Source organism: Streptomyces hundungensis, from assembly GCF_003627815.1.
Lineage (GTDB): Bacteria > Actinomycetota > Actinomycetes > Streptomycetales > Streptomycetaceae > Streptomyces > Streptomyces hundungensis_A.
Genome location: NZ_CP032698.1, coordinates 283,700 through 298,096, shown reverse-complemented (window position 1 = coordinate 298,096; position 14,397 = coordinate 283,700). Strand labels below are relative to the sequence as shown.

Below are 14,397 nucleotides of genomic sequence, written 5' to 3'. Positions count from 1 at the left end.
CCTGGGATCGGAGCCGAAGCAGACATGCCCACCATGAAGAAGCGCACCTCTGTGCATGCCCTGACCGTGCTGGCCCTGCTGGCGTCCAGCGCGTACCTCACCGTGGAACTGCGCAGCGAGGAGCGGGACTCGGCGCCCGGTGTCCAGACCGTCAAGGACCGCCCTGTCGGGGCGGGCGACATCGACAAGGACAGCGGTGCGCAGCGCTGGGAACGCCTGAACAACCCCGCGCGCACCGTGCTGCGCGGCGACCAGGGCCAGATCCTCGCCACGTTCACCGACAAGGCGCGCACGGCGACCCTCAGGGGCCCCTCACGCACCTTCGCCGAACCGGCGAACACCGCGGTCCGCGTCGTCACGGAGGACTGGGTACGCCTGATGCCCCAGGCCTGGCGCCAAGGAGCCGAGAAGGAGGCGTGGTTCAAGACCTGGTTCAAGGAGGCCTCGACCACCAAGGAGGACGACCTCTTCGCGACCGCCTTCCAATACGCCGCCGGAGCGCCGGTCAAGAAGGACGCCAAGGGCCTCGCGTACGCGGGCGACGCCAACTTCGGCCCGGTCAACCCGGACCTCACCAAAAACCGCGGCACGCCCCTGCTCGAACAGTCCGACTTCTTCCACTACTTGGGCATCCCCTACACCTTCCGCGACGGCACCACCAAGCAGCCGGAACCCACCCGTGCCAAAGCCATCGACTGCTCGGGGTTCGTGCGCATGGTGTTCGGCTACCGGGCCCGCTATCCGCTGGCGTCCGACGACAACAAGGGCGACGGCCTGCCCCGCACGGCCAACGGCATGGCCCGCTCCCACCTCGGCGCGGACATCCTCCCGCTGTCGGGCCCGGCGCCCTGGTACGAACGCCCCAAGAACATCGACGTGCTCCAGCCCGGTGACCTCCTCTTCTTCAAGATGGATCACCACACCGGGGCGCGCCTCGACCACGTAGCCCTCTACCTGGGACCGGACACCGAGGGCCACAAGACGTTCATCTCCAGCCGCAAGGAGGTCAACGGCCCGACGATCGGCGACAAGGGCGGGGTCTCCCGCATCGACGGAAGCGGCTTCTACGCACAGCTGCTGCGCAGCGCGAAGCGGCTCTGACCCAGGCCGGGCCTTCTGTCCCGTCTGACGTGACGTCGGCCGCATCACGCGCGTTCGGCACGGCCTGATCGGTGTGACGGAGACGCGCTGCGTCGGACATGTCGCGCCGGCGCAGCCAGCAAGCCTCCAGACAGCAGCAAGGCTTACGGCCGGTGCGTGCCGTCTCCTGGGTGACGGTGCGGGCGCCTCGGCACAGAACGACGACACCTGCACCTCTGTCGCGCTCAGTCACAATTACGGCCGGGTTGTCGGGGCAGGGGCCATGATCGTGGTGGCGAACGACGGGAAGTCGGTCAGCAGCAACGTATCCGTATGTCGTGGTCGGCGCCGTCCGTCAGGTGGTGGGGAGGGTGGTGTCGAGCCAGTCGAAGGTGATCTGGTTGACGCGGGCCATGGCCCCCATGTGGCAGTGTTCGCCCGCGCCTTCGGCCTCGGGGAGGGTGACCAGGGTGTGGGGGCAGGTCAGGGCGGCCTGGACGCGCTGGGGCTGGCCGCGGAAGAACTGGTCGTTCTCGGCGTCCAGGACGAGAGTGGGGCAGTCGATGAGGTGGGCGGCGCCGTCGAGCGTGTAGTCGGCGGTGCGGCGGATGTAGTCCGCAAGTGATGTGGCGCCGAAGGCCCAGACACCATTGCGCAGGGCCCAGCGGAGTTGGGTGCCGCTCTGCATGAGCAGGCTCAGGACGGGGTTGGCGAGGTCGTCGCGGCCGGCCTGGATCCAGTCCCGCAGGAACGGGGGCATGAAGCGGATGTGGGCTTCGCCGTAGCTGTAAAGACCGTCGTCGAGGGTCAGGGCGGCCAGGCGGTGGTCGTGGGCGGCGGCGCGGGCGACCAGGTAGCCGCCGAGGCTGTAACCGAACCGCAGCCTTGAGGGCGCGCCGGATTCGCTCCGGCGGCGCCGAGCGTTGGGGGTGGGCTGCTGCACGCGCTCGCCGCGGGCTGCGTGATCATCGCGCTGAGCTGCACCTTCTTCCCGAAGAAGGCCGAGAAGGCGAGGCGCGGCCTTCGGCGCTCGACCGGCTCCTGAAAACGGCGTGGGACAGGTCAGGGGCCACACAGGACAGGCCCGTACGCTGACCCGGCCGTAGCCGGATGAAGTGAGGGAGCGCGGATGAGCGGGCCGAGCCGTCCCGGGGACGTTCTGGTCGTGGACGACGACGATGCGGTGCGCCGCTCGCTCGACCGGGGGCTCAGGCTGAACGGCTTCCGCGTCCGCACCGCCGACGGCGGCCGGGCCGCGCTCGCCGCAATCGAACAGAGCCCGCCCGATGTGCTGGTGCTCGATGTGTCCATGCCCGGGATGAGCGGCATCGAGGTGTGCCGGACGCTGCGGCACGCCGGGCACGATCTTCCCGTCCTGATGCTGTCGGCGCTGGACGAGACCGCCGACCGGATCGCCGGGCTCCAGGCGGGCGGCGACGACTACCTGGTCAAGCCGTTCGCGCTGAAGGAACTGGTACTGCGCCTGCACGCCCTGCTGCGGCGCCGCCCGCCCGCACCGCACGACGTGGTCCGCGCCTGCGGCCTCGTCATCGACCCGGCGGCACGCACCGCCGAGCGCGACGGCCACCCCCTCGACCTCACCCGGCGCGAGTACGCACTCCTCGAAGTCCTGGCCCGCAACGCCGGCCTCGTCCTCAGCCGCGACCAACTGCTCGAACGGGTCTGGGGATACGACGTCGACGTACGCACCGACGCGGTCGACACCTTTGTCAGCTATCTGCGCCGCAAGCTGGAGGCGGGCGGGGCGCCCCGGCTGGTCCACACGGTACGCGGCGTCGGCTTCGTCCTGCGGGAGCAGCGATGAAGCTCTCCACCCGGATCGCACTCGCCGTCGGCGTCACCGTGCCGCTCCTGGTTCTGGCCTGTGGCTGGCTGCTGTTCGCCTTGGTCGCCCGCGATCTGCACCGCGAGGAGGACAGCCACCTGCGAACCCGGGCCGGCGCGATCGCGCTGGACGCCCGCACCCTGCTGCGGGCCGCCGCCAACCATCAGCCGACCGCAGAGGAGAAACCGCCAGCGCCGCCTCTTCAGCGCCGCGCTGGATGTCGGCGTACGGCTCATCGGGCCCGACGGGACGTTCAGCGGTGGTCCTCAGCCCGATGCCTCGGTGCCACTGCCCGCGGTGGCAAGGAGTCCGGTGACGATTCGCGGCGCGGGCCGCAGTTGGCGGGCGTACGCGATGCCCGTCAAGGGGACGCAGGTTTCCGGCACCCTGTGGGTGTTCGCGCCCGACACCGCGAGCCGTACCCAGCTCGCCCTGGTCCGCAACCGCGTGGTCACCACCGCGCTGCTCGCCGCCCCGCCGTCCGCGCTGCTGGCCTGGGCCATCGCGAGCGGCGCGACCCGCCCGCTGCGCAGGCTGCGCAAGGCGGCGGCGGGGCTCGATCCCCGTGCGACCTCGGTACGTCTGGAGCACCGGCCGACCCGCGTCGCCGAGGTCGACGACCTGGCCGCCACCCTCCAGACGGTCCTCGCCCGCTACGACGAGCAGGCCACCCGTACGGCGCAGGCCCTGGACACGGCGCGGTCCTTCTCCGCAGCCGCCTCACACGAGCTGCGCAACCCGCTGATGAGCATGGGCACCAACCTCGACGTCCTGGCACACCCCGAACTCCCCGACACCGACCGCGCCGAGGTGGTCGAAGACCTGCGCCGCGAGCACGCGCGGCTGCTCGGCATGCTGGTGGCGCTGCGCGAGCTCGGACGCGGCGATCTGGTGGAGGCCGACGCGTTCCGGATGCTCGACGCGGCGGAGGTCGCCGACGCCGCCGTCGCCGAGGCCCGGCGGCGCGCCCCGGACGCGGTGATCACGCTGAGCTCCGGGTCCGCGCCGGTGCACGGCTGGGAGCCCGGCATCCGGATCCTGCTCGACAACCTCGTAGGCAACGCGCTGGCCCACGGAAGGGACGCGCGGGGCCGTGCTCGGATCGCGGTCGCCGTCGGCGCCGAGGGTGACCAAGTGCTGATCACCGTCGACGACCGGGGTCCGGGCATCGCCCCCGCCGACCGCCAAAAGGTGTTCCGCCGCTTCCAACGGGGGCCCGCGAGCACCGGCTCCGGGCTCGGCCTCACCCTCGTCGCCCAGCAGGCGGCGCTGCATGGCGGCACCGTCGAAATCGGTGAGGGGCCGGGCGGGGCAGGCACCCGGTGCACGGTCCGGCTGCCTGCCAGGGACGCGGCCCAGGAGGGCGAACTCCCGTCCCGCCGCGATTGGTTGACGGTCACCGCCCAGCGATCACAGAGTTCCCACAAAGAGCCTTCCTAGCCTCGGGACGTACCGCGAACCTGTCCTTCAGGGAGGCAGCAGCCATGCACAACGCCATCTTCAGCCACCGCCGGGTCACGGCGGCGGCCCTCGCCGCGACGGCCGTACTGGCCGTCACCGCGCCCAGCGCCTCCGCGGACTCGGCGCCCTCGCCGGCCGCCACCGCGAAGGCCCCCGCCGGCGACGGAGCCAGGAGCATCTGCAAGCGCGAGCCCAAGAGCGAGAAGCGCATCGAACGCGCCCTGAACCGGCTTGGTGGGGGAGCGGACACGCTGGGTTCGGTGGCCCGTATGCAGCAGCGCGTGGACAACGCCAAGAAGGAGGGCCACACCGCGATAGCCACCTACCTCGACCATAAACTCACCTACCGCAAAGGCCTGGTGACGACCCTTCAGCAGCGCCAGAAGGATCTCAAGGATGTGGCCTCCTGGTGCACGGCCAACAACAACGGGGCCAAGTGATGCGGGGCCGGGGCGTGCCGCTCGTTGTGGCGGCCACGGCCCTGGCGGTCGCGCTCGCCACGGGATGCGCCCCCACCCACTCCCCGTCCGGGGCGTCTTCGGGTACCGAGCAGCAGATGGAAAAGAAGGTGAGCGACGCGGAGTCGGCCGCCGCGGCGGCCGACGCGGACACGCAAGCGGACCACTAGCCGGCGCCCTGGGCTCCGTGCCAGAGCCCACAGCGGTGGTGGCCGCAGCCGCAGTCCGGGGCTGGAGTCCACCCTGCGGCCTGCCCCCGGACACTCACGTCAACGGCCGCCACGACGAAGGGCGGTCGTCAAGCGTGACGAGCACCCGCGGCACGGTGATGAAGGCCGCCGGCGTCCTGGCCGGCCGGCCGATCCGTGCCGCGAACGTCCGCGGGCGCATTTGGCTCCGCGGAGGCCACAGCGTCGTACCGGATCGCCGTTGACGGCCATGGCCTGGGGTTATCCCCAGTAAGGGCTGACGTGCGAGCCCCAGTGTGCCCGGGCCTCCCTGCACGTGACGATCTTCGTGTAGCTCATGGCACCCGGCACGTTGAGGAGTGATCACACATGATCGGCACGAGGAAGCGTTACGCAGCGACGGCTGTGGCCCTGCTCGCGGCACTGGCCCCCGCGGCGGTTGCACAGGCAGCACCGGCTGAGTCTGCGCGGACCGCCGCGTCCGACCCCGTCCGTGTTCTGGATTGGATGGCTCAGCCGCTGCGGACCACGGAGCCCGGCTCCGGCACAGCAGATCTACGCGCGCTGGGGACGATGGTGGGGAGCGCCAAGGTGGTCGGCGTGGGGGAGGCCACCCACGGCTCGCACGAGTTCTTCGCTCTCAAGGACCGCGTCTTCCGCTACCTCGTCGAGCAGAAGGGGTTCACCACTTTCGCCCTGGAGATCAGCTGGTCGGCGGGCTTGCAGATCGACGACTACCTCCAGAACCGCGATGACACCCGCGACGCGCGGCAGGTCGTGCACGAGGTCATGGCCGATTCCCCTTGGGACCGATCGGAATTCGCCGTCCTGATCCAGTGGATGCGCGACCACAACCGTCAACACCCCGACCGTCCCGTCCACTTCCTGGGAGACGACATCGGCGCGCCCAGACTCGACCAGCGGGTCCTCGACACGGTCACCAGCTACGTCCGGCAAAACCGTCCGGAGACCACGGAGCGTCTGAACGAGCTGCTCACGGCGGTGCGGCCACTCGACGACGCCATCGCCTACCTGGGACGCCCGCTCATCGAACGGCAGGAGAACGCGGCCAGGGCGCGCCAGGTCCTGGACCTGATGCAGGAGCAGAAAGGCCGCGGCGGCGCGGACTTCGAGTTCGCGCTTCAGAACGCCCGCAACATCGCCCAGACCTACACCTTCCTGACCATCGATCCTCGCGACCAGGAGTCATTGACCGCCATGGAGCGCTACCGGGATCAGGTGATGGCGGAGACCACCACGTGGTGGCACCGGCGCACCGGCGGCAAAACCGTGGTGTCGGCGCACAACGACCACGTGGGCTACGCGGCTTCCGACCCCAAGACGTATCCCAAGACCCAGGGCTCCTTCCTCCGGGACGCCCTGGGCACCGGCTACCTGGCCGTCGGCACCACGTTCGACCACGGCTCCTTCCTCTCCAAGGACCAGAGTCTGGGAGGCGAGTGGAAGAGGTTCGCCGTCGGACCGGCCGAGACCGGCACGAACGAGTACACGCTCGATCGAGTCCGCTACCGCGACTATTACGCCGACCTGCGCAAGATTCCCGCGTCGGCCCGCACCTGGTTCGCCACGCCACGGCCGACCTACAGCATCGGGACCCAGTACCCCACCAACCAGATCCTCCTGAACGCCCTCGGCACCAGCTACGACATCCTGGTCCACCTCCACAGCGTGCGGGCCGCTGACAAGCTGTAACACTGCGAGCCGGACCTGGCCGACCCCCCCGGAAAGGTCCGACTCCGGCAGCCATGCGCGGAGCAACGTCGCCGTTCGCACGGGTACGGCCCAACAGTCGGACATCCCTGCTTACCAGGGCGTCCACGGCTACGAGCTGCCCCCGACCGAGGGCGAGTGGTGCGACCCGAGGCGGCCGGCTTTCGCGGGCCCCCATGCCTTCGGCGAAAAACCCTTGGCGCAGTGCGGGTTGAAACGCCGGAACCGTACGAAGGTGACGTTCCGGTCCTAGCCGTCGTCCCCCATGCGCACCCGCGACTTTCTGGCCCGGCAGGAAGAACAGCGCCGCACCTGGTCGCCTTGCCCGAGCCTGGGCACCCGGAGCGGGAGCCCCAGGCCGTGCATCGAAACGCGATGGGGCGACGTCCTTGCCGCGGCCCTCGGCGCATGGCAGTACGAGCATCCGCGCAGGGGCGGCCCCGGAGCCGTTACCCAACGACGGGCAACTGACTACCCCAGACGCAACGCAGGCCTTGCAGCCCTCGTCGGCCGCAACTGACAACGCCGCGGCGAGAATGTCTTTGGTTCCGGGGCACGCGGAAGGCGTACGACCTCCTCCACAGGCCGGCCGCCACGCTGTTCATGGCGCCTGGGCAACGGCGCCGCGGACGAGCCCGGAATCCGTCGCCTGCGGCGCGCGGCGGCTGCGCCATCGGGTGTTCCGGACGCCCCGCCGGCGTGCAGGACGGCGTCTACAACTTCGGCTGCCATGGGACGACCGTGAAGTCGCCCGTGCCCGCCTTGACCTTCTCGAAGGGCGCCGAACTCACGCATTTGGGCATGTCGCCACTCTCCACGGGCGTGCCGGTCGCCGCCCAGCTGTAGCCGAGCCGGTCGTGGCTCCCGAGGTCGTGGACGGTGATTCCGACCTGCTTTCCCTTGGCGCCCGGCAGGTCCGAGTCGGTGATGACACCGGAGACCACGGCCACCTTGCCGCCCGTGACGAGGCAGTTGACCTTCGCCTTCGCCCACGCGCCCTGGCCGCCGCGGTAGTGGCTCCACTGGAAGGTCCCCGTCGCCTTGAGCGGATCGTCGGTGTCCTTCGTCGCCAGATGCGCGTCGAAGGAGAAGGTGATGTCGTCCCCGGCCGACCGGTTCAGCTTCGCGGTGCCGGTGAGCGCGGCTGCTTCCCGGCGGTCGTCACCGGACGCTGCGGCGGATCCCGCGCCAGCGGCGGTGAGCAGGAGCACGGCACCGAGCACGGCGGTCTTCATACGGCGGTTCATAGCGATCCTCTTGTGGTGTGTAAGTCGATCGGACGGCTTCCACACTCCCGGCTCCGCGCTCCCGCCACATCACGCCGCAGGCGGCAACAGGGTTCCCCCTCCTGGCGGAGGGACGTCCGCGGCATGCGCCTGGAGAGGGAGTCGCACGTACGACCCAGGTCGCGTACCGGCTCGCAACGGCTGCTGTCCGGCCGGACCGCAACTGCAAGAGGTCATTCCTGTGGAAGCACCCCTCGCGGCGGTGCCCTCCTGGTCCGATCCCTTCTCCTCATCTCCTGGCTGACTTCCGCCCTCCTCAACGGGAGCCGCGGCGACGACCTCGGACGGATCTCATCACTCACGTAGTCGCGCCGCCCACGCCGTCCACGACCGACGCGGAAATGGCGAACCAACCGAGCGAGGCACCCGCCCTGAACTTGATACGGACAGGTCTCTCGGTATCCGCGGGGAGCTCGGCATTTTCCAGTCACGATCGTTCGGCTGGATGCGAGCGCTGACGGCGGGCACCTCTTCCAGCACGGCGCCGAAAGTCCTCGTCAACTGGTCCTCAGTCAGCCGATCACCGCGCATCTCAGTGGCCAGGGTTTGCGGGCCTGCACTGGGCTCGACATGGCTACGGATGACGCGCTGTGGGAGATCGCCAAGTATGGTCCGGAGGCCCCTGCCGAACTCGTCGACGCCGCCCGCGCCGCCTTCGCGGGGCAACTGGACGGCAGCGACGCCGCGCGCTGGCGCGCAGAGCTCAGGCGCAAGTTCGCAGCGCGCGGGCAGCGTGCCCCCGAGCGCGAGTCAGGCCCCACCACCGAGGCTCGTGGTGGTGCCGAGTCTCCGGCGAAATTGCCCGGGGCGACGCCGACTTCGGTACGGGCGATGCGTATCAAAGGCGATCAGACCTACTTGGACGAGTGCGGACGCACCTGTCACACAGGGGAACTGTTCACCGGGGAGGTCGAGGAAGTCGCGGACAACGGGCACACCGAGTTGCTCGGCACCTATTGCTCGGGCATCGAGCACGGGCGGCAGCAGGAGTGGTGGCCGGACGGGACCAAGCGGGCCGAGGGCGTGGCCATCACGGGTGCGGCGGTAGGTGAGTGGCGGTATTGGCACGCCAACGGTCGGCCGTCGGAAGTGGTCGTCTTCGCGGGGTCTTTCGCCCCGTTCGAGCCGGCCGTTGATCTGGTCGATGCGTTCGGGGGGCGTGCACGCGATTCCGCTGACGTCGGGCCTGGGCCGGTGGAGGGCCGTACCGGCGGCTGCTGGGACGGCCCATCGCAGGGGTGGTCAGCCGGTGGTGCGGATTCCGTTGACCCAGGAGCGGTTGATGTCGGGGAAGGTCGGGATCGCGTTCAGTCCGTTCCTCCACAATTCGCGTGACGCCATCTCGTCCCTCGCCAGGACGCGCGGGGACTGGCCCGGCCGGTACTGGAGGACTTCGAGGTTCGGGTAGGCGTCGCCCGCGCGGGTCACGGTGGCGAGGCCATCCGGGCCGAGCCTGACGGTGAAGTCGGTATCGACCGCGAAGACCGGCAGCGCGCTGTTGACGCCGTGGATCTTCACGTGGAGCTCGGTGCCGTCCAGGCGTAAGGACTCGATGGTGTTGAGCCACCCGGCCGAGCGCTGCATTTTCGCGACGTTGCCGAAGGAGCCCATGACGATCGGCCGGGCCGGGATCTCAGCGCGGAAGTTTCCGTCCAGGATGCCTGCGACGCGTCCGGCTGTGGTCCTCGTCGACGGCAGCACGGTGAAGGTCGCCGCCCCGGTGGCGGTGTCCCAGAACAGCGCCATGCGGTATCCGGGTTCCCCGGGGTCGTTGGAGAATGGGCGGTCGTCGCCATGCAGGATGCCCATAGCGGCTTCCTTGGTGGGGATGAAGAAGCGGGCCATGATGATGCCGTTGTCGTTTCCCGGGCTGCCGCTGATCCTTACGCGTGTGGCTCCCGTGGGGACGGGGGCGGTGAAACCGGTCTGGCGCGCGCGCTCGTAGGAACTGTCCTCGGGGAGCCCCAGCGACGTCCAGAGGCATTGTTCGGCGCTCCACCGCGAGATCGTGGGGCGATCCGAGGACAGGGCGTACAGGTGCTTGCCGCTGACGGCGAAGGCCTTTCCGGGACCACCGACCTGAAGCCACTGGTCCGGGGTGCCTTGGTAACGGTAGACGTCTCCGGTGCCGGGACGCGTGGCGAACAGGCCCGCGCCACCGGCGAAGATGTCCTGCGCCGGGCCGCCGACCACGGTCCATTTCTCGCCCTCGCGCGTCCACTGAAGGACCTGGGACCGGTTGGGGGTGAGACCGTAGAGCTTGTCGCTCACAGCGTAGGCGGCCCCCGGACCCCCCACCCGACGCCACTGGGAGTTGGCTTCGTCGAACCAGGAGATGCTGCCGTCATTGGCGTTCGCGGCGAACAGGCCGGCGGCACCGGCGTAGATCTCCTTCACGTACCAGCCGAGCGGCTGCCCGTTCTGCCCGCCGAGCTGCACCCAGCCGGACGGCGCCTCCGCAGACCATTCGTAGACGTACGAGCGATCGGCTGAGAGCCGGTAGACGTGCTGGCCGGAGACTTCGAGATCGATGGTGCGGTCAGCGATCTCGGTCCAGCGGTCGGGCTTGGCATACCGGTAGACCTTGCCCTCGGCGCTGAGGGTGAAGACGCCGCCTGCTCCGGCGTGCACGCTCTGGGCGGCATCGCCGATCCTCGTCCAGTGGTCGCCGTCCCGCTTCCACACACTGTTGTGATCGGGAGCCACGGCGTACAGATCATCCTTCGCCGTCACCGACAGCAGGGGGCCGGTGTTCGGTTGTCCGGTGTTCTGGACGGCCGGGGCCTGCGCGGGAGCTGTATCCCCATCATGTGCGGGCTTTTCCGTGGACCCCGGCGCGGCCTCTGCCGGGGAAGTGGCCGCAGGGCCCGGGTCCGCTGCGGGTGCGGAGGCGAGTGGAGCGCCGAGGGCCGTCCAGTTGGTGCCGTCGCCGGTCCGCTGGAAGACCGCGGTGCGCTCGGGGCTCAGCCCGTAGACATGCTGATTGCTGACGGTGAAGTCCGCACCCGGCCCGCCTGCCTGGCTCCAGACCTCGGGGGCGTCGTCGTACTTGTGGAGGTCTTTGGTGTCGGGGTTGGTGGCGAAGAGGCCTGCGCCGCCGGCGTAGAGGTCTTGGGCGGGTCCGCCGACCTTGGTCCAGTCGGTGCCGTGCCCGTTCCATTCGTAGACGGCGGTGCGTTCGGGGTTCAGGCCGTAGAGGTGGTCGCTCGTGACGGCGAACTCCGCACCGGGGTTGCCGATCTCGGTCCATTGGTCGGGTGTGCCGTTGTACTTGTGGATCTTGTGGGTGTCGGGGTTGGTGGCGAAGAGGCCTGCGCCGCCGGCGTAGAGGTCCTGGGCGGGTCCGCCGACCTTGGTCCAGTCGGTGCCGTGCCCGTTCCATTCGTAGACGGCGGTGCGTTCGGGGTTCAGGCCGTAGAGGTGGTCGCTCGTGACGGCGAACTCCGCACCGGGGTTGCCGATCTCGGTCCATTGGTCGGGTGTGCCGTTGTACTTGTGGATCTTGTGGGTGTCGGGGTTGGTGGCGAAGAGGCCCGCGCCGCCGGCGTAGAGGTCCTGGGCAGGTCCGCCGACCTTGACCCAGTCAGTGCCGTGCCCACTCCACTGGTAGACGGCGCTGTGGTCGGCGGCGAGCGCGAACACCTGGTCGTCACCGGTGGCGGCCACCGATGCAAGGGGTACCGGTGGGCCTGCGGGGTCGGCCGCTGCGGGCAGGGTGGACATCAGGCCCGCCGTTACAGCGCCGGCGACGATGAGGCTGATCCGCTTGAGGAACGCGGGCTGCTTGCCTTTACGGGCCGGGGATGGAGGGCGACTGCGGGACAGGAGACGGATCACGGGATGCTCCAGGGTTTGTCTGGGAAGCGCTGGAGTCCCACGGTGTGACCTGGTCTGATTGTCCATCAACAACGTTCTTGCGTGTCCGCAGGTGGAGCGGTGCGGACAGGGGACAACGCGGACAACGACGGGGGGATTTCGGGGTGGTGAAGGCAGGCCGTCCGCAAGGCGGCCCCAAGGGGCAGAGCGAGCAGGCCAACGCGTTGGCGAACTTCGTGCGGGCGTTGACGAAGGACTTCACGGTCCGGGAGCTGGCCGAGCGATACAAGATCAGCAAGACGAGCTGGGGTGAATACCGTTCCGGCGCCAAGCTGATTCATCTGCACTTACTCAAGCGCCTGGTCCACGATTTAGTACGCGATGAACGCACCCGCATCCAACGTTGGGAGGACGCTCAGAGCCTCCATGCCGCGGCAGTTGCCGCGCAGCGGCCCGTGCCGCCGGCGAACGAGACGGCATCCGACCGGGGTGTGACACCCAGGGAAGCTGTGGAACAGGCGACCGCGACGTTGCAGGACACCGAGCGACTCGTTCACCTGCTCCTCGGGGTCATCGCTGGGCTCCAGATGCAACTCTCGCCCACAAGCAGCTCACCGCTGGATGGGACCAAGGAACAGCCCGGCGGGATGGCGGCGGCCAGCGACCTTGAGGAAGCCGAAAGCAGATTGGTGCAGGTCCGCCTCGTTCAGAGCGCGGTGACCCGCGTACGCGACGAAGCAGCCACCTACGACATCGACCCTGCCGCCGTACCCCCGGGCGCCGCAGAAGCCGGCCGTACGGAAGAAGGGACTCAGTCGCTGCCTGCCCGCTATGCGACCGCCTCCCGGGAGGCAGCAGTGATCCTTCTCGTGTCCCGCGCGGCACTGGCGCAACAGCACGAGGCCGTCCAACTGCTCAGTGCCCGCTCAGTGCAGGCAGACACCCCCCGCTCCTTACCCTCCGCTCCCTCACCGGCGCCGGCCCTTGCCGGTCCGCCCCGCACCGGTGGTGGAGCCCCCGCGGAATCTGGAACTCCACGCCGTTCCTGGCAACGGCTCCCGGTCGTAGTGGCGGCCCTGGTGCTCACTGCGACAGTCTCGGGGGCCGCGGTCTACACCGTGATCGACCTGCGCAACGCGAAGCCCCCAGCGGCCGGCCCCGCGAGCAGCCCCGCTTCCACACCGGCCTCTCCCTCAACAGCAACCGCCCGCACCCCCAGCGCGTTGCGCTCATCGCCGCCGTCACCGTCGGCAAGCCCGGCGGGCCCGGCGCCCAACGCGCCCGCCGGGGCGCCCGGGCCCGCGGCGGTGCCGAAGACTTTCATCGGCACCTGGGAAGGCGAATTCACCGAGCCCGGTGAGCGCACCCTTTCTCTCCGCCGAATAGTGGTGCGCGAAGGCACGGTCGGCACCGCCGTGGCCCACGTACTCACGCTGTCGCGGACCGCCCTGTGCCAAAGCCAGGGAACCGTTACCTCCGCAGGTGCCTCCCTCACCATCGGGCCGGGAACGGCTACCGCTCCTTCCACGGGCCCCTGCGACCCGACCGGGGACATCAGCCTCCGCAGCAACGACGCCGACACCCTCACCTGGACGTCGGGCAGCACCACCACCACACTGCACCACGCCGCCTCTGCCGACCGGGCCGTGCCCACGCCGTACCTCGGCACCTGGCGCGCCCAGGACGGCAACGACCCGACGTCCTCGGTGCGCATGACCATCCAGCAAGGGCCCCTCGGACAGGCCAGGGCGGAATTCTCCTGGGACGGAGACATCCACCATTGCAAGGGCGTCTCGATCCTCGCCTCCACTGGCGACGGCCTCAAGTTCGGCCCCGAAACGGTCACCGCATCGGAGCCCGCCGGGTTTTGCACCCAGACACCCAGCCGCATCATCTCCCCGCCGCAAGCCGACACGATGCACGTCGAATGGTTCACCCCGCCCGATGGCTCCCAGCCCCGTGCCTTCGCCTTCCACCGTGCAGGATGACCGGGGCCGCACCCGTACGAGAGAGCGCGCCCCGAAGACTCCCGCTGCGGTTGCCATCGCCGGCCCGGCAGTCTCGCAGCTCGCCTTGCCCCGCACGCAGTGACCCTGCGGCCGACAAGCACCACTTCGCACCATCACGTGGCCGTCAGGGACCCGTAGCCCCGAAACGTTGTCGAGGGGGCCCTTGGCTCGTACACCGCGGAACGCAGAATCATCCACACCGCAGGCCGCTTGCAGTCCGTTGTCCGCGTTGTCCACCACTTATCAGCCCCTGACCTGCGGGAACGCTCCACGTCCGGGACGGACAACCAGACCGGAGGGCACGATGAGCTGCCCCACGGACGGTGCGGCTTCTCCTCACGGCAACCGGCGAAGGGGCGGGGCCGCGGAGTGCGGGCTCGGCCGCTACGCGGCCGGCGTACCTGTCTCATGTCGGCGACTTCGGTGGAAGACGATCAGCGGGCGGGGCACAGTGACATGCACACGGGAGGAGAAGGCAATGACACCTTTATTCGGGCAGGCGGCTTGGTCCGGGCGCGCGAG

The 14,397-nt window shown here is 69.6% G+C and carries 11 protein-coding genes; 8 read left to right on the top strand and 3 right to left on the bottom strand.

Translation table 11 applies throughout. The annotated features are described in order from the left end of the window. Positions 1-24 precede the first annotated feature (24 nt). Positions 25-1,101: a C40 family peptidase gene (locus DWB77_RS01470; protein WP_120719526.1), complete on the top strand. Its 1,077-nt coding sequence runs from the start codon at positions 25-27 to the stop codon at positions 1,099-1,101. A gap of 334 nt (positions 1,102-1,435) precedes the next feature. On the opposite strand, the gene DWB77_RS01465 is transcribed toward DWB77_RS01470, so the two are convergent. After that, on the bottom strand, positions 1,436-2,023 hold the full coding sequence (locus DWB77_RS01465; protein WP_120719525.1) for an alpha/beta fold hydrolase: 588 nt from the start codon (positions 2,021-2,023) through the stop codon (positions 1,436-1,438). Between the two features lie 186 nt (positions 2,024-2,209). Here DWB77_RS01465 and DWB77_RS01460 point away from each other — a divergent pair, with 186 nt between their 5' ends. From DWB77_RS01460 to DWB77_RS01440, 5 genes are all read left to right on the top strand, one after another. After that, entirely contained in the window at positions 2,210-2,905 is a 696-nt protein-coding gene (locus DWB77_RS01460; RefSeq protein WP_120719524.1) for a response regulator transcription factor, read from the top strand. Between the two features lie 333 nt (positions 2,906-3,238). Then, complete coding sequence (locus DWB77_RS01455; protein ID WP_246033342.1) at positions 3,239-4,366, top strand: sensor histidine kinase; 1,128 nt, start codon at positions 3,239-3,241, stop codon at positions 4,364-4,366. Positions 4,367-4,410: 44 nt separating this feature from the next. Continuing rightward, entirely contained in the window at positions 4,411-4,827 is a 417-nt protein-coding gene (locus DWB77_RS01450; protein WP_120719523.1) for a hypothetical protein, read from the top strand. A 14-nt stretch (positions 4,828-4,841) separates the two neighbouring features. Next, positions 4,842-5,015: a hypothetical protein gene (locus DWB77_RS01445; protein ID WP_162952330.1), complete on the top strand. Its 174-nt coding sequence runs from the start codon at positions 4,842-4,844 to the stop codon at positions 5,013-5,015. Positions 5,016-5,540: 525 nt separating this feature from the next. Then, positions 5,541-6,746 carry an erythromycin esterase family protein gene (locus tag DWB77_RS01440; protein WP_246033341.1) on the top strand — a complete coding sequence of 402 codons (1,206 nt, stop codon included), beginning with the start codon at positions 5,541-5,543 and terminating at the stop codon, positions 6,744-6,746. A 731-nt stretch (positions 6,747-7,477) separates the two neighbouring features. Here DWB77_RS01440 and DWB77_RS01435 read toward each other — a convergent pair. Further along, positions 7,478-8,011 (bottom strand): Repetin, encoded by a 534-nt coding sequence (locus DWB77_RS01435; RefSeq protein ID WP_120719520.1) that lies wholly within the window; start codon positions 8,009-8,011, stop codon positions 7,478-7,480. A 609-nt stretch (positions 8,012-8,620) separates the two neighbouring features. Between DWB77_RS01435 and DWB77_RS38350 the strand changes: the two genes are divergently transcribed. Continuing rightward, positions 8,621-9,385, top strand: coding sequence for a toxin-antitoxin system YwqK family antitoxin (locus DWB77_RS38350; RefSeq protein WP_216826811.1), 765 nt, complete (start codon positions 8,621-8,623; stop codon positions 9,383-9,385). Here DWB77_RS38350 and DWB77_RS01425 read toward each other — a convergent pair. Beyond that, positions 9,293-11,887 carry a hypothetical protein gene (locus DWB77_RS01425; RefSeq protein ID WP_162952328.1) on the bottom strand — a complete coding sequence of 865 codons (2,595 nt, stop codon included), beginning with the start codon at positions 11,885-11,887 and terminating at the stop codon, positions 9,293-9,295. The two genes, DWB77_RS38350 and DWB77_RS01425, sit on opposite strands and share 93 nt — an antisense overlap. Positions 11,888-12,030: 143 nt before the next feature. Between DWB77_RS01425 and DWB77_RS37455 the strand changes: the two genes are divergently transcribed. Then, a complete protein-coding gene (locus DWB77_RS37455) occupies positions 12,031-13,854 on the top strand; it encodes a hypothetical protein (RefSeq protein WP_162952327.1) in 1,824 nt (607 codons plus the stop codon). Positions 13,855-14,397: the final 543 nt, after the last annotated feature.